Origin of the sequence: Cognatundibacterium curvum (assembly GCF_014284235.1) — a bacterium.
In the GTDB taxonomy this organism is placed as follows: Bacteria; Pseudomonadota; Gammaproteobacteria; order Burkholderiales; family Burkholderiaceae_D; genus Undibacterium; species Undibacterium curvum.
Map to the genome: position 1 here is coordinate 318,228 of NZ_JACOGD010000004.1, position 17,033 is coordinate 335,260.

General features: G+C 49.5%; 11 protein-coding genes and 1 riboswitch. Of the genes, 6 read left to right on the forward strand and 5 right to left on the reverse strand.

Annotation, left to right across the window (positions count from 1 at the left end; translation table 11 throughout):
- The first annotated feature begins 106 nt into the window (after positions 1-106).
- On the forward strand, positions 107-781 hold the full coding sequence (locus H8K43_RS09610; RefSeq protein ID WP_186903619.1) for a GntR family transcriptional regulator: 675 nt from the start codon (positions 107-109) through the stop codon (positions 779-781).
- A 75-nt stretch (positions 782-856) separates the two neighbouring features.
- On the opposite strand, the gene ylqF is transcribed toward H8K43_RS09610, so the two are convergent.
- Entirely contained in the window at positions 857-1,789 is a 933-nt protein-coding gene (ylqF, locus tag H8K43_RS09615; RefSeq protein WP_186903620.1) for a ribosome biogenesis GTPase YlqF, read from the reverse strand.
- Positions 1,790-2,490: 701 nt separating this feature from the next.
- Positions 2,491-7,968 carry an Ig-like domain-containing protein gene (locus H8K43_RS09620; protein ID WP_186903621.1) on the reverse strand — a complete coding sequence of 1,826 codons (5,478 nt, stop codon included), beginning with the start codon at positions 7,966-7,968 and terminating at the stop codon, positions 2,491-2,493.
- On the opposite strand from H8K43_RS09620, the gene H8K43_RS19255 reads away from it, so the two are divergent.
- Positions 7,916-8,971: an RHS repeat-associated core domain-containing protein gene (locus H8K43_RS19255; RefSeq protein ID WP_408058509.1), complete on the forward strand. Its 1,056-nt coding sequence runs from the start codon at positions 7,916-7,918 to the stop codon at positions 8,969-8,971. The genes H8K43_RS09620 and H8K43_RS19255 overlap by 53 nt on opposite strands.
- A gap of 271 nt (positions 8,972-9,242) precedes the next feature.
- On the opposite strand, the gene H8K43_RS09630 is transcribed toward H8K43_RS19255, so the two are convergent.
- Positions 9,243-9,437: a hypothetical protein gene (locus H8K43_RS09630; protein WP_186903622.1), complete on the reverse strand. Its 195-nt coding sequence runs from the start codon at positions 9,435-9,437 to the stop codon at positions 9,243-9,245.
- Between H8K43_RS09630 and H8K43_RS09635 the strand changes: the two genes are divergently transcribed.
- Positions 9,397-10,320, forward strand: a complete 924-nt coding sequence (locus tag H8K43_RS09635; protein ID WP_230403835.1) for an RHS repeat-associated core domain-containing protein — start codon at positions 9,397-9,399, stop codon at positions 10,318-10,320. The two genes, H8K43_RS09630 and H8K43_RS09635, sit on opposite strands and share 41 nt — an antisense overlap.
- On the forward strand, positions 10,283-10,696 hold the full coding sequence (locus tag H8K43_RS09640) for a hypothetical protein (RefSeq protein WP_186903623.1): 414 nt from the start codon (positions 10,283-10,285) through the stop codon (positions 10,694-10,696). The genes H8K43_RS09635 and H8K43_RS09640 overlap by 38 nt, the downstream gene beginning before the upstream one ends.
- 299 nt (positions 10,697-10,995) lie before the next feature.
- Here the strand turns inward: H8K43_RS09640 and H8K43_RS09645 are convergent, their stop codons facing one another.
- Positions 10,996-11,460 carry a cache domain-containing protein gene (locus H8K43_RS09645; RefSeq protein WP_230403805.1) on the reverse strand — a complete coding sequence of 155 codons (465 nt, stop codon included), beginning with the start codon at positions 11,458-11,460 and terminating at the stop codon, positions 10,996-10,998.
- A 700-nt stretch (positions 11,461-12,160) separates the two neighbouring features.
- Here H8K43_RS09645 and H8K43_RS09650 point away from each other — a divergent pair.
- Positions 12,161-13,375: a pyridoxal phosphate-dependent decarboxylase family protein gene (locus H8K43_RS09650; RefSeq protein WP_186903624.1), complete on the forward strand. Its 1,215-nt coding sequence runs from the start codon at positions 12,161-12,163 to the stop codon at positions 13,373-13,375.
- Between the two features lie 262 nt (positions 13,376-13,637).
- Positions 13,638-13,970: a hypothetical protein gene (locus H8K43_RS09655; RefSeq protein WP_186903625.1), complete on the forward strand. Its 333-nt coding sequence runs from the start codon at positions 13,638-13,640 to the stop codon at positions 13,968-13,970.
- A gap of 98 nt (positions 13,971-14,068) precedes the next feature.
- Here the strand turns inward: H8K43_RS09655 and H8K43_RS09660 are convergent, their stop codons facing one another.
- Positions 14,069-16,717: a S53 family peptidase gene (locus tag H8K43_RS09660; RefSeq protein WP_186903626.1), complete on the reverse strand. Its 2,649-nt coding sequence runs from the start codon at positions 16,715-16,717 to the stop codon at positions 14,069-14,071.
- 64 nt (positions 16,718-16,781) lie between these two features.
- Positions 16,782-16,868: riboswitch (cyclic di-GMP riboswitch) on the reverse strand.
- Between the last annotated feature and the right edge of the window lie 165 nt (positions 16,869-17,033).

Here is a 17,033-nt window from a genome sequence, read left to right on the forward strand (position 1 = left end):
ACATTGCAAATAATTGAAATTGTATTTTTTAACAAGGTAAAATCCCCGTTAAAGCCAAGGTGCCGCTCCTGAGCCGCTAAAAATTGGTACAGATGAGGGAATAAACATGCTCGTAAAACAAGAATTTTCCGCTGCTAATGCACCAAAAATGCGGGCAGCCGACATTGCATACAATGCAATTGAAAGCATGATAGTGAAACTCGAGTTGCGACCGGGCTCACCTGTAGTAGAAGCAGAGTTGGTAGAGAAAACCGGCCTCGGCCGCACCCCGCTGCGCGAAGCGCTGATGCGTATGTCATCGAATGGCCTGATCGTACAAATGCCACGCCGTGGTCTGGTGATCAGCGATATCGATGCCAGCGAATATATGAATGTGATAGCGACACGTCGCGTATTAGAAGGCCTGATCGCGCAGCAGGCAGCTCAACTCGCCACTGCCGAACAAAGAAAAGATATGCTGCTCTGGGCAGACAAAATGCTCATCGCAGCCAAATGCCATGATCTGGGCGCTTACATGGCGGCCGATCAGGCATTTGACACGATAGTGCATGAAGCTTGCGGCAATCCATCCGCCGTTCAGGCGGTGGTACCGCTGGTCATACAATGCCGCCGTTTCTGGTATGCCTATCAGCATGCGGGTGATGTCGAGGAAGGTGCGCGTTGCCACATGCTGGCTGCCAAAGCCATTGCCAAGGGCAATGTTGAACTGGCGGTCAAAGCCAGTCATGGTCTGATGGATTATCTGGTCACATTTGCCAGCGAAGTCATGGGCAAAAAGTAAGCCTGATCGCAAGCAATGCAGAAGCGCCGCAGGGCTGCCACGCTCAGTGTGGCGCGGGCTAGCATTGCACGAACCTTACTCGTCTTCCGGCTCCTGCTCTTCCATTCCCGTTTGCACGCTCTTGCCCTGCCCCAGCAACACCGGCGGCACATAGGTCGCGAGCAAATGCGCACGGCTGGCCGGGGTTTCCAGGCTGATGCGACCCAAGGCACCGCTGCGGTAATCGAGCAGCAAAGTATGGGACGCTTTTTCGAAATCGAGGTCGCCGCCTTTCAATTTAAAGCCACGCTTTTTGGCAATCCCTTCCACCACAGCGACACCATCCATGCCTTCCAGCTGAAAGCCATAGCGGCTGACCAGCGATTGCGGATAATGCTGCAATAACAGCTCAGCCAGGAAAGTCGCGATCTCTTCCTCGATCAGCGCATTAATACCGATCGCATGGCTGGCAGCCAGCATCAGGCCATCGGTAGGATGCTCAATTTTCGGCCACAACATACCCGGGGTATCGGTCAGTATCATGTTCTTACCGAGGTACAGCCTTTGCTGGGTCTTGGTCACCGCAGGCTCATCGCCCACATTCGCCACCCGCTTTTTAAGCAAGGCATTCATCAGCGTGGATTTACCCACGTTCGGAATACCCATGATCATCATGCGTAAAGGCTTAGTCGGCACGCCGCGATGCGGTGCCAGCTTGAGCGCAAAGCCAGGCACTTTAGCGACATCGGCCGGCTTCTTACAGCTCATCGCTACCGCAAACACATTTTTCTGGGCATTGAAATAATCCAGCCAGGCCTTGGTTGCCTGCGGGTCCGCCAGATCAGCCTTGTTCAAAATCTTGAGACAGGGACGCTGGCGGAAGGTGCGCAGTTGCTCAACCATAGGATTGCAACTGGCCTGAGGGATACGTGCATCCAGCACTTCTATCACCAGATCGGTACTTTCCATGGTTTCCGCTGCCTTCTTGCGCGCAGCGTTCATGTGACCGGGGAACCATTGTATGGACATGCTTATTCTTCTTTTTGCTAAATCAAAGCGATATTGTACGGAAGTATGCCCGGCTTATGCCTAAAAATTCCGTAAGGCATGGTAAATCAGGTGAATTGCAGGATATAGCGGCCGGTTTCATGTATTTCATTCATCGCTGGCAGCGTGAAAAACAAGCGTACACACCCATTAATTCTCAGGGTAGGCTTGATAAGGTAGCTGACAAAATTTGAGGTGGGTACAATTTTTCCGTTGTGATTGTACCCACTCGATCTCATTCAACTACAAATGGGTCTCTTTCGATGATATCTCGCCAGATTGAATTGCGCTCTAGAGCAGGGACTTCGTTCTGATCCAGAATTGCTTGCCCAAGTGTGCGATAAAAATCGTGTCGCACCGTCTCGATTTTCGGCAATACGGCATCAAATACCAAGCTAAAATCCCATACGCCTCTTTCAAATCCTAGTCTCAACAAGCCTTTAAGTTGGCCTAGACGTTGCTCTAAATGACCAAGGTCTAACTCTGCCAATAAACACGCGTACAAAAAGACTTACGCTACAGTCTGTGTAGCTTCGCCTTTAGCTGATGTAATTGCACGTAGAATAAGTTGGGACGCACTATCCAGTGATGCCTTATCGTTCTTACATATCAATAGCGAAACGAAATTAGCAATAATGTTCGCATCATTTGGGGCGAGTTCCAGAGCCTTTTTATACATCAGTTCAGCAGCGTCGTAGTCCTGACGTTGATTTGCTAAGAAATTTGCGTAAATACCCGTAATGCTGGCTCAAGACCAATGGGTTGAAAGCGACTGGCTTGCCTGCTGTGACCGTCATCGCGACATTGTCTGAGGTGACGACAGGCGCATGGTTGACATGACTTACATGCAAAGTAACGGTCGCCTGATTAGACACGCGACCATCGACGGTGGTGGTGTAGCTGAAGCTGTCGTTGCCATAGAAATGCGCGGCGGGCACATAGCTGATCGTGCCGTCTGCGTTGATGCTGATACTGCCGTGCGCAGGCTGGCTGACGATGTTCAGTTGGGCCGCGCTGCTAGCAACACCGCCACCCAGCAGATCATTGCTGAGGACATCGATGGTCGCGGTCGCATCTTCCTTGCTGCTGACTTCGTCATCAAAGGCCACTGGGTCTTGCACCAGTTTGATGTCACGCAGTGAGACATGACTATTCTGTATGCCAAAGCCCATCAGGTCGAACGACAGGCTGACTGGTGTGCCGGTGACTAAACCATTGCCATTATTCACCGCTTGCTGCAGATCGACAAAGTAGGTATCGCTGCCATCGGCGTTGTGCACTTTGCGTACCGAACTGGCCTTATGCTCCGTGCCATCGCTTTGGATGTTTAAGATCGCATCGCTCAGGCTCAAGCCGTCTGTGCCGACTACCGACGCGCCTGTGTTGGCATTCAGCAGCGCGACTTCAAAGGCATCATCCGGGCCAGACTCAGAACCGTCTTCATCAACGCCGTTGCTTTGCATGCCGTTATTGGCGACGGTGAAGCTTAAGTAGCGGTCACCTTGTTTGATTGCGAAGGATTGGGTGAGGTGGGCGTTTGCCTGATTACTTTCACCCAGGGTGATGGTAGCGTTATTGGACCTGACATCACCAAGGGTTTGCCAGTCTTTACTGTTTTGACTCAGGGTATTGTTGACTGCGGTTTCTTTTTGCGCAGCCTGGTTAGCATTGGCAGATCCCAGGCTAGCTGTCAGGTCGACACGTGACACCAGCTGCGTTTGATCAGTATCCAAGACCCAACCATATTCAGCGCGGCGGAGTCGGTACCAGGACATCAAGCTCACATTAGAAACCGGCAAGCCGGATGCAGTTGGATCAACTGGCGTTTGTTTCAAGGCCGCGACCAGACGGGCCATCAAGCTTAATTCGTCCGGACTCGGCAAACGACGCTCACCGGGCTGCAGACTGGCAGCCATGAAATCGCCATCATCGCCACTGTGTTCTATGCCCAGAGCATGACCGTATTCATGCAAGAGCACGGAGAGCATATCCATCTTACCATCGGCGGCTGAACCTGCTTTGGCGATCCAGACATCGGGATTCGAGGTCGGCAAGAACTCGTCGTTTTGATCTGGGGTGTTATCGATGAACCAACCGTGGCCTGCGGCGTTGCTGTCTAGCGTGATTTGGGCGGTGCTGCCGGTGCCTGTGGTTTGGCCTACGGCGGAGCCGCTTAGGTCACCCCAACCAGTAATGGCAGAACTGGCGTTAGCAAGTACGATATTCAAATCAGACGATCCGCCTAAGTTGAACCAGTTGAAATAACCGTCGGTATTCGTCTCACCTTTTGCAGGCACACCCGGTTCATCGACAATCGGCCAGGTAATCTTCCGTGAACCGCAATAGTGTTTGACGAAAGCATAATAATCTGTCTTTTCTGCGAGTAAGCGGGTATATTCTTTCTTTGGTAAAACATTGATGAAATAGACTAACGTTCTGGAGATTGCATTCCCTTTTAAGTCCTTGCCGCTCACTAAAACTTCGACACGGTCTTTGCCTACAAAATTAGGATTGGGTGCATACCATGGATCCCCCCCATCTTCCGATACCATTTTGCCATGGTCAGGGTTGCGAATAACCTTGACTTTTATACCCATCCTCCATTCACCGAGCCTGTCTAAGCCGTCACCAGATGGCCCAGAAACACCATCCAAAAATTTCTTCGGTAAAAAATCCTCCATATACTGACTATAAAACAAAGGAATCTGTTTACCTTTTTCTTGAAATTCACAGACGCCATAACGGGTTCCATGAAGTGCAGGAGTGGTAGCTGCCGCCACATTTTCCATGTTATTGAGGGAGAATGGCTCTGTATTGGGTAAGTCCATAAACAACATATCGATGTCTCCAGCTTGAATATTAAAATCCGCTTTTAGCGCCGCCGATAAAGCCTCACGACCTGAAGACATAGCAAAGCTTGATTGTTCTGCCAATAGAAGGCTGCCTGCTTCGCCAATGCGCTTGGCATCACGCTTCATTAATGTAATACCAAAGCGGTTATTGTAGTCGCCCTGATTAACGGCTTTTAATCCGATATCGCCTAGTAACGCTCTCATATTTCCGTAGGTATTTCCAGCCTCTACCACGCTTTTTGCATGAACATAATGGTCACGCCTATCTTTGGCAGGCTTAGGGGCAGCAGTCGCCTCCCGTTTATTAATTTTGTCGATAGATTCTTGGTAAAGACCATCCATATTTTTAGAGAGAGATTTGAGGTTCAAATCATTTTTCTTGGCAAACCGCCAGTACCAGACACCCGACTTGGCCGCCAACATTAGATTTTTGCCGGTTTCCAACTGTTCATAACCTTCTTTCTCCAGAAAGTTGTATTGGACGGCTCTTAATTGAACATCCCTGAGTGCTGGATACGCATCTTTACTGGTGATGGTGTAATTACCCGCACTATCTGCTTTCACGTATTCAGTTGCCTTGCCCTTCGACAATTTTGGGTTTGGTTCAAATGTGGCACGCACCCACCAATTTGGCTCGGTTTTACCGGTTACCGTGAGTTGCCCGGTTGTTTGATTACGTGTCACAAAAGCCTGTTTATCCGTTTCGGGGTTCATTCCTCGTGGATGCGCAGTTGAGTCCTTCTGCAGGCCAAGCCATTCATTGAGGGAGGGCTTCCATTCATCTAGAATTCCATCGGGTTTAACGTAATTCCCAAAGGTAGCGTTTTCATAGGTATCTCTATTTGTCAGTTGCAAAATACCCCGGCCCCTCTTGAGCGGATCTGTAAAATTCCCAGTTTGTGCAGTAGTTCGTAGTCCGCCAGTTTCTTGTGCCACATTGGCTAAAAACACTGCCAACAATTTAGGTGTATTAATATCACCAGATGCCAACGCTTTATTGATCGTCTCCACCCACGGCGTGACCATTGCCTCAGTACTGTTTAATATCGCAGCCAGACTCCTGGCATCAAAGCTTGTATCAAGATCGCCCTTATCGGCTTTACTACCAATCAACAGACCATCTCTTTTAATCAACCCATTCGCCTGCGTACCATCGCCGAATAACAGTTTTTGAATTTCTTTTTTATCGGTACCGCCTGATTTAATCAGCTGTAACTGTTCATCAAGCGATCCATTATTTGCCACAGTATCATTTTGTGTGGCGGAATACACCGTCAAGAAATCTTTTAAGGCTTCGGCCTTGTTGTTCGGATTATTTACCGCCGGATTTACTTTGTTGACGTATTTGAGCAGATCAGCCAATTGTGTAGCGCGTTGCGTATCCCAGGTGCCAACACCCGTTTGTTTTATACGATTACGCTCTTGCAACAAATATTTGAGACGCTCTTGAGGTGTGGCATCACTTGTATTTTTAGCCACAACATTTTTCAAGTCATAGCTATCGGCTGCGGAAAGTCCAATTAAAAACTCTTCGTCATACAATTTATTTTGAATCGCAGATGAAATGTATTTCTCATTGATACCTAAATCTAATTGCGCACCTAATGAACCTGCTCCCTTAAACCAGAGGGGCGTTCTTCCCTGCACTTTGGCGGCATATTGACCGGCAACCATTAAGTCATATACCCAACTTGTTCCCAGCGTTTTGTTTTCTCCAGTGGTTTTATTCACCCAGCCATTGAGCTGATCCGGTTTCGCATCGCCAGAAAAACCAGTGAATTTCATCCAATGCGGCGCATTAAACGCATTGAGCCAGTTTTCTAAATCACTGCCCTTCTTCACTTCCACTGGCGTTGGTGGCCCCTCTGGCGCCTTCACGACAGTTTTCTTTCCGACTTTTTCTGTCACGGCAGGCTTACTACCTTCTTTTGCATCATATTCAGTTTTTCCTGCGACGATTTGCCTGAACATTCTTAAATCAACTTCTTCTTTACTATCCAACTTACCATCAACTGTTACTTCGCCTGCGCCATTAACAGCCGCCGCGGCAACGCCATATCCTAAATACTGCAGACGCTGCTCAACCCGGTAAACATCCAGCGTATTGGTCGAACCAACTTTGACATCACCAGACAATTTGAAGGCGCTATAGCCAGGTTTTTTCAAGTCACGATCACCAAAGAAAATCGTATCTTTCGCTTCGGCGAAATCATTCGCGGTAACAGTTACGTTTGCCGTGCCAGAGCCCTTTGCGATTTTTGCTTTTCCATTTCCTGGATCAACATCCTTCTTCAACTGGTAGGTGATAAGGAAGCTTTCCGACATACCCCCTTTGATGTTCTCTCCCTTCCGTAATCGTTCAACGACGGTATCACCCGTATGGTTACCGCTTTTTTTCTCTGTAGCTTTTTGCATGAGATTGGCTGCCATAAAGAGCCGGCCTTCATCTTTAAACGTCGCATCTTTTCCATTTTTATCCTGGGAGATGGGTTCCAACTTATCATTGGTCACCAAGGTAAATGCGCGTTCATCTTTCTTTGACACATCGGTCAATTTTGTTTTTTTATTTGCCACAAAATTAAAATTATCGATGTTATCTATAATCTCTTGAATTTGTGCATTCTTTTGATTGATCAGGGCTTTTTCTGCATCTGTCAATTTGGGACCAGGCTTAGGCAAACCGAGCAATTCATGAGCAATCATCCGTTTGAGATCGACCTCAATGACATCGCCCAAATTACCCTCAACTTTCACAACAACAGGTTCCGGATCAAAATACGTCCCAATAGGCACACCCGCTCCCGCGTCAACCCGTTGTTCATTGTTGATCGTGTCGTTTTGCTGATCCGTGAATTTGATGTGATGAATTTCCCTTTCTTTGTCTGTCATCGCTAAGGCCGCATCGATGATGGCACCGACGTTCCACACATGGGTTTGGTGTTCCTTTTGGACATTGGGGTTATCGGTTCCGTATCCGCCATACAGTTGGCCGAGCAAGACTTTGCCGTCTTCAGAGACGCTCAGATTACGGATGCCATAGCCGTCCAGTGGCAGGGTCGCACCCAGGAATTTGGGGCTACCCTTTTTGCCGAACGGGTCTTGGATGATGCCGAGTTTGCCACCGACGGCGACTTTCTTGGCGCTGACACTGCCTCCCACCAGAATGGGGGAGCCACCTGGGGTCCACAGGAAGCTAGGTGGTTCAAACATGGCCCTGTAGTAGGGGTCGTTGTAGTTGAAGTTGTCATCGGCAACGATGGCGTATTCGACGCCATCTTTTTCAATCTCACCCCTGATCATTAACGTCATCAATAACAACCCACCTGTCATCAGCCTTACGGCCAGTCCGCTCAATAGCACGGCCCCTGCCAGAATTACCCTGACTGCCAATGCCAGTGACAGTGATGGCACCATCAGTAAAGTGGATTTCTTTAACGGCACAACTAACATCGCCAGCCTGACCCAGCCACCTTTCACCACACAATGGAATAATGTCCCTGCAGGCAGCTACACCCTGACGGCAACAGCCACGGATAATCTCGGTGCCAGTACCATCTCATCACCTGTGACCATCACCGTCACCAGCCACGTAGCAAAAGTGTTTGATATCCACACCGATCATCTCAACACCCCCAGAGTCATCACGGACAGTAACGGCAACCCAGTCTGGCGCTGGGATAGTGCCCCCTTCGGCGAAACCCTGCCGGACGAGAATCCGCAAAAGACAGGCAGCACCCGCAACTTCGTTTTTAATCTGCGTTTTGCGGGGCAGTACTTCGACCGTGAAACGAATTTGCACTATAACTATTTCAGGGATTATGATCCGCAGACGGGGCGGTATATTCAGAGTGATCCGATTGGGCTACAAGGTGGGATAAATACTTATGGGTATGTGGCAGGGAATCCGGTTGGGTTGATTGACCCCATGGGTCTTCAGGCGCCACCTGAATTATATGATTTCCTTAAAAAGACTTTTCCCAATTTTCCAGAAAAACCTGTAAATCCATATGGCAGTTGTATGGTTAGATGTATACCGGCAAAAACAGTACTAGGGGATTTGGGCGGTCGAGCAGTTGGTGCAGCAGCAGGTAAGATGGCAGGCAGTTCAAATGTCAGTGTTGTGTACGTTGGAGAAGCAATATCTGATATAAAATCGGTAATGACATCGAAAATTGGATTGATTGTAGGTGGCTACTTAACCTATCAGGCTTGTCAGACAATTTGCGACCCAAAACCCTCATGTCCAGAACCACCTGTCAATAGGCCTGACAATCCAAATTGGCCAAAACTTCCACCAATGCCATTTCCATAAAATAAATATTGAAGCGCCATGAACTGGAGCAAAATTTTTGAGTTTATAACCGCCATATATGGCGTAGTCGCGGCTATATGCTTAATTTACCTACCATTTGCCTCTCTTGAGGGAACAATAATAGTCTTCATTATTTTCCTGCCCGGAATTGCAATTTACATAATTTTGAAATTCAAGAATAAATAGCATGCGTAGGGAGCAGTGAGTTTCATCTATTGCGTTATAAGAAGTTCGGGATTACACCTTAACGCGTTGCTTTCATCGCTTAGATTTATACGAACACAATCAGGACCGCTAAAGCCACTAACAGCGCAGGCAACACCAGCACCAGCTCGCCCCTGATCATCAGCGTCATCAATAACAACCCACCTTTCATCAGCCTGACGGCCAGCCCGCTCAATAGCGCGGCCCCTGCCAGCATTACCCTGACTGCCAATGCCAGTGACAGTGACAGTGATGGCACCATCAGCAAAGTGGATTTCTTTAACGGCACAACTAACATCGCCAGCCTGACCCAGCCACCTTTCACCACACAATGGAATAATGTCTCTGCAGGCAGCTACACCCTGACCGCAACAGCCACGGATAACCTGGGTGCCAGTACCGTCTCATCACCTGTGATCATCACCGTCACCAGCCACGTAGCAAAAGTGTTTGATATCCACACCGATCATCTCAACACCCCCAGAGTCATCACTGACAGTAACGGCACCCCGGTCTGGCGCTGGGACAGTGCTCCCTTCGGCGAAACCCTGCCGGACGAGAATCCACAAAAGACAGGCAGCACCAGTAACTTTGTTTTTAATCTGCGCTTTGCGGGGCAATACTTCGACCGCGAAACGAATTTGCACTATAACTATTTCAGAGATTATGATCCGCAGACGGGACGGTATATTCAGAGTGATCCGATTGGGTTGCGGGGTGGCTTGAACGCCTACCTTTTCGATGACGCAAACCCGATCAGCAACACAGATCCGCTTGGATTATCGACCTACCAATGCATACGAGGCTTAGGTCAGAAACCCGGAGGGTATGTTTCACCTGACAATATCACTCATCATCAGTACAGTTGCATTGTGTTCCCAAATGGGACTTCCATTTGCGGAGGACAAGGACCGAGCGGCAACCCTATAAGTAGCCCTGGAAAACCGACAACGCCTGACGAAGACTACTTCGATAAAAATTCTTGCAAAAAGACTCAAGATGACAATCAGTGCTTTGAGAAGTGTATGCAAAATGAGTGGTCGAAGCCACGTCCTTGGTATAGCGTTATTCCAAGCATGGGCACACAATGCCAACAATATGACAACAATGCAAACGCAACTTGCAGAAAAAAATGTGGCTTATAGTGAGGAAAAAATGAAACAAAAAATTGCGCTCTTCGCTTGGTTCGCTGCGTCTCTTATTGTGTTAGGTTGGTGGTATTACCAATTTGGTTTGAATCCAGAATTATCCAGAACTCTAAGAAATGAATCACAGATATATCTGATTATCGGCATGGCAGTATTATCCTTTCCTTCTGGACTGCTTTACCTTTATCTGTTTGGATTATTAGTTTATGGACTGGATAGCGTCGGCGTCGATTTGCACAAATATGAAATGCTTGAAGTGCTCATACTATGGGGCGGCATTGTTTTAAGCGGATATTTACAATTTTTTATATTGTTTCCATTTGTTAGAGAAAACTTTCGCTTTCGGCAGGCACAAAAAAGTATTCATCACTAATCTTCTTCAGCATGCAGAGAGCGATGAGTTTCAACTATTGCCCCCTACCAATTCTTTACGTTTTACGACCCTCGTTCAGTGCCCCCTTCGGTGAAACCCTGCCGGACGAGAATCCGCAAAAGACAGGCAGCATCAGTAACTTTGTTTTTAATCTGGGTTTCGTGGGAGGGTCTGAGCACGGCGCAGCCGCTATCATTGAAACCGTGCATGACTGAAACCGAGCATCCATCAATGCTTTGATCAATCCTCGTTTTCCAGCCATGCATTACATCGTTCTTTCTTTTCAGGATAGATATACTTCATTTTTTGTAGATACCACAACCAATTACAAACTCGTCTACCCGTTCGAGATAAGTCGATTTATCGTCAACACTTTTTGTGCTCGGATTAGGCCACTTGTAATACACCCATGCATTGGCTTGCTTACTTGTCGCGGCTAGCATGTCCTTGAAGAGAAATTTTCCATCAGCATCCTTCATTTCCAAAACATCCTTATCAACAATTTTTGGCAGCATCCCATGTGCGACCATTTTTCCTTTTTGATTGATCACGAAGATGTAAAGATCCTTATTGGTAAATTGTCCCTTGGAGTCATTGAATGCTGCAAAACTTTTCTCAGGCCCATTTTCTTTGAGATAGCTGACGGCTTTTTTTACCAACGCGATGGCATCATCCGCAGTACCCACTTCTGCAGCGCAAGCCTGAAGCGGACAAAAGACAGCAAAAAGGGAGAGTGCGAAACTCATTAAAATACGCTGCATCATTTTGATCTCCTTGTTGATCACGACCATTGTTACTTTTCGGTTTAACACCTCAACTTAAGCGTCAGCTCACCATCCACCTTCCGATGTGTTACATCTGACGTAAATCGAGATGCTGCTCGACACAACATGCAAGTTGGGAATTGAGCACTTGAATACAGTTTCAGTGAATCAATATTGGCAGCTAAAATACTTTATTCAAGGAAAATCTTGTCTCATCAATGTGAAGTAAACATTGTTCACATTCAGACTCACTGACACTTTCGTCTTGCAAACTGATTTGAGTTAGCACGGAACTGGCTGACATTGATGGGGTCTCAAATAACTCTATCGAAGTTCGAAATCATTTACAGCTAATCACTATTTAATGCGATAGTTTTCGCTAGGATTCTCTCCAGAAAATTTGACAAGAGCCCGAATGAAATTCAGATAAAGCTGAGAGTTTGTTGTAACAGGACCTCAGCTTGGGATGCAGGATAATTTGCCTTTCATACCTGATTTCCCGGCTGACTAAGCGCTCGCTAAGAATTCGCAGTTATTGAAAAAAAGACGCAGACCGGACTCAGGATGTGAGTCGATTACCACTACTCGCTTAGCTTTCGTTTTTTGGCTGCTGACAGTCGTGGAAGATACAAGTGGTGAAAGTCAAACACTTCAGTACCTGCGCTTAAACTAAGACTCACATAGCAAATAAGGTAAAGATATGGACACAGAGTTCGCCGTCAATCCGGAAGGATTGCATAAGGCCATAGACTTGATGGGTCATCATTTCGACAAACCGGAAGTTCTCAATCTACCGGTACAACTACCGGAGCTGGGAATGGGTTCCGACGCTGTGCTGAATGCGTTAGCACCTGGCATCCTTGGTGGTGCAGCGCGTTTAGGTGAGGCCAGTTCTTTTGCCCACATGGACCCACCTACGCCATGGATAAGCTGGGCTATGACGCTGTGGAACGCATCGCTGAATCAGAATCTGCTTCATCCTGCAACGGCACCTGTCGCTCGTCAAATGGAGCAGCAGGTTTTGGCATGGCTCGCTCCATTTTTCGGTATGAATGGTGGGCATATGACACCAGGTTCGACAGTCGCTAATTTGACTGCTTTGTGGTCCGCGCGCGATTGCGCAGGCGTTACGCAGGTGATTGCATCAGACGGGGCCCATCTCTCCATCGCGAAAGCAGCGCATATCCTGGGCCTCAGCTATCTGAGCGTGCCTATAGACGCCCATGGGGCTATGGACCAGACGCTATTGCCGGATGATTTGAGCAAATCCGCTTTGGTACTCACCGCCGGTTCAACCAGTACCGGTGCCATCGACCCGTTTGTGTTGGCGGGACGGGCAGCCTGGACCCATGTCGATGCCGCCTGGGCAGGTCCGTTAAGACTCAGTAAGCATGCGCATTTACTAGGTGGTATTGAGTCGGCAGACTCTGTTGCCATCTCTGCACACAAGTGGCTGTTCCAACCCAAAGAATCTGCGCTCGTTTTGTTCAGAGACACAGAGAAGGCCCACGCAGCGCTTAGCTTCGGCGGCGCGTATCTGGCGACGCCCAATATTGGTGTGCTTGGCTCCCATGGCGCAACTGCTACAGCCCTTTTAGCCACGCTGCTTGCATGGGGGCGTGAAGGCGTTGCCCAGCGCATTGAACACTGTATGGGGCTTGCGCACAGTCTGAGAAATTTTATTGCGACTGACGAGCGGCTTGAACTGTATGCTGAACCGCAAACAGGTATTGTTGTCTGGCGGCCCAAAAACGAAAACGCGTTTGACTATGTCACGCAGCGCTTACCCGTTGGATCAACATCAACGACCTCGATTTTAGGTAAGCGATGGTTTCGCAATGTGGCGGCCAATCCAAGTGCGGATATTAATGCCCTGATTGCCAGTATTGATCGCGCTTTAGCTGAGCCTGTTTAGGTGAAGCGCAATGTTCTTCATCGCAAAGCAAGGTCAACTTTCGCAATGATCCTGGATAGGCGAGCGCAGAACTTGACGCAAAGCGGTTTACTCTCTTGGTGTTATGTGGATAGTATTCCACATCACAGAGTTGGTTTTCTTCCTTAATTTTATTCTTACTTTAATTCCTTACCTAGCCCAATTGACAGGAGCCACAATGCGATTCAGTCAGCTATTCGGTCACACCCTTGCTATTTCCCTTTGTACTTGCTGGAGCCTCGCGATGGCGCATGCTGAAACGACCTTGAAAGAACCCGCGACTGCCGCTGATCAGCAATTGGTGAATGAGATCCAGCGCCAGCTTGGGGCTTGCTTTACCACGGTCGGGGTGCAGGATACGTTTCCTGTTATTGCTCAGTTCCCAGCGGATAAAGAGCTCGCGATTATTACGCTAATGCCGCAAACCGGTCCCAGAATCTCAGACAGCTACCACTACACACTGGCGATAGACAAGGCACGTAAGCAGCTGTACATCAAGCAAATCGGGGGGATCGGCGGTCTGCAAAAAGTCTTCGGCCCGATCAAAGTCGGTACCACTTGTCAGCCTAAATCCTGAACAAAACTAGCCACGCCACAAGCAAAAAAAGACGGGATCAGTGAACTGATCCCGCTGGCTGAAACTATTGGACAATCAAGCAACTATCAGGCAGAGATTTACTTTGCCGTAATCGTGATCGGCATATTGGTGCTGGTCGTACGTCCGGTCGAATCAGTCACCGTGATTTTCAAGGTGTAGCTGCCAGTGACAGGTGCTGGCCAGATCGCGGTGATATTCAGGCCACTCATAGAGAAGCCCATACCGAGTGGTGCCCCGGAGATAGAGACCGAGACCCAGCTGGCGCCCGGTGCCGAGATCGCAATCACACCACTTACAGCTTTACCTGCCACACCAGTGATGGCTGGTGCACTGACCGTCAGACCAGATGGAGGCGCTGCGGTAATCGTGACGGTATACACTGCCTGACCCGACAAACCGGTTTTGCTGTCTTTCGCAATCACTGTCACCTGATAAGTTCCTGCAACAGGTGTCGCCCAGCTCACTACACCGGCGCTGCTGATGCTCATACCTGCCGGTGCACCTGTGAGGCTGTAGCTCAGTGGATTAACCGATGAGGCAGAAACTGTGAAGTTGAGTGCAGTACCCACTTTGCCTGAGATGGAAGCAGCAGTCACAACCGGTGGCGTTTGTGCGGTAATGCTGACTGATATCACGCCTTTACCAACCAGACCTGTTTTGCTGTCAGTTGCTACCACTGTGACCTGGTAATTGCCCAGTACCGGGCTGGACCAGCTGATCACACCGGCAGCGCTGATACTCATGCCAGCTGGTGCGCCAGTCAGACTATAAGTCACAGGATAATCCGAGCTGGTGGTGATGGAATAACTGAGTGCTGTGCCCGCCTTGCCTGTGATCGTGGCGGCGCTTACAACAGGCGCAACGGCAGGTGCGATGGTAACGGTGTAGACACCTTTGCCGACCAATGCTGTTTTAGTATCTGTCGCATTCACAGTCACGGCATAGGTACCTGCCAGCGGTGTCGCCCAGTTGACCACACCTGCCGTGCTGATCGTCATGCCAGCTGGCGCACCAGTCAAGGTGTAGGTGACCGGGTTAGCAGCTGTCGCCGATGCAGTAAAGCTTAATGCCGTACCGACTTTGCCGCTGATCGCTGCACCGGTCACCACTGGCGCGGTCGCCACGGTGCTGCCCCCCATCAGCGTCACGAAATCAGATACATTCGGCGTTCCAAGGCCGGTCAGTTGATCATAGCCTGACTTCGCAGTACAACTGCCGCAGCTACCATGTGAGCCGCTGGTCACATCAGCAAAGGCCTTTGCATAATTGCCTGGTACTGCAGCCTGCTGATACAGCGAGGCATGCACCGCACCCAAAGGGGCTTTCGCTGTCAGCGCGCGGGTGGCGTTGGTCACTGCCACGATACCTGCCCATTGTGGCGTCGACAGACTGGTACCACCGGCACTGATCCAGTTCACCGTAGCGCTGCCAGGATTAATTACGGCAACGTACTGACCGGAATTTGGGTCTGCATTCATGGATACGTCAGCCACGGTACGGCGCAGCGGTGTTCCCATCCCTGGGACTGCTGAAGTCTGGTAGGACGGTGTCGCAGTATATGCACTGACACCACCACCAGTACCGGACCAGGCCGATTCAGAGCGGCTGCCAGTGCCGGAATAATTGAGTGTGGTGCCACCTACCGCCACGACTTTGGATGAGACCGAAGGCCAGTTCACTTGCGTTCCATAATCGCCGGTCGCTGCCAGGTAAGTCATATTTGCCGTGCCGAATACAGCATCCACCGATGCAGTCCAGCTACCTTCGACCGCACCAAAGCTCATGGACACTGCACCAGGGCCCATTTTATTGGCCAGTGCGATACCACCGGTCAGGCTATTGATCGAGGCATCCGGTGCTTCAATCAAGACGATTCTGGCAAGCGGTGCAATCGCATGTGCCCACTGTACGTCCAGCGCAATCTCTGTGGCCCAGCCTGAGTTATAGGCTGGCGCCGCTGCATTCATGCCGCCTGCCGCATTGGCATACACCACCGAAAATTCGCAACCAGTAGTCGGCGCAGTGGGCAAAGGCAGGCTGGCCGTAGTCGCGATGGTTTTCACGGTACAGGCAGGTAAACCAAATTTCTGATTGAAGTTATTCAGTTCAGACACGATGTTAGGGTCGTGATAGGCATTCACGATGTATATCGTCTGCCCGGCACCCAGTTGGGCCGCTTGCGCTGCCGTTAAACCAGTCAGGCTGGCTGGGATAGCTGCCAGGTTGTAGGCAGCACGCACCTGAGCCGGCGTATAAGTGCTGACTGCGCCGGTCGCCATTGGCTTCAGTTCTGCGCTGGCAGAACCGGTGGCATTGGTACTGGCATTGAGTTCAAAACTGCGCTGCGCACTGCGGATCTGATCTACGGTCAGACCTTTGGGTGACAAATACTCGGTTGATACTGGAATAGGCTGCTGATGCGCGGGCATCAAGGCCGTACGCTGACTGGCATCGGCATCCAGATCAGAAGGTGTTTCCAGCAGGACCGGTGCAACGTGGAAAGTCGGGGTGGCGAGCTGATTGGCAGCTTCAGCCGGCACGACTGCCAGTTCAGCCTGCAACGTGGTGGTGCCGGTCGCAATCGCTGCGGGTGCTGCGCTGACGGCGGTGTTTTGTGCAATTGGCTGACTGCTGTCGCCGCAAGCGGATAACATCAGCATGACACCGGAAAAAATCACAGTCCGCGAAAAAACCGGGGAGTGGCTGGCTGTTTTAAGAATATGCATCGTGACTACGCTCCGTAAGTGGGGCGAGGACCACGCAATGTCAACGGGTAAGGATATAGACCACGTTGGCAACCCCGCTACCATGGCGCAGATGCGCTGTAGGCCGGTGGCTTTGCGTCTCCGTCTTTCAACGGGTTTGCCCTCAAGAGAGAAATACTACACAGCAAGTTTAGGACTGAATTTGTCGCAAAGAAAGTAAAATCCGTAACAAGTTGTATCTTTAACGTGCGAAGTAACAATTTTTTTCTTTTTAAAATCAATGACTTGTTATTTTTAAATGCGTTTAAACTAACCTCTGCATAAAGCAAGAGTGACG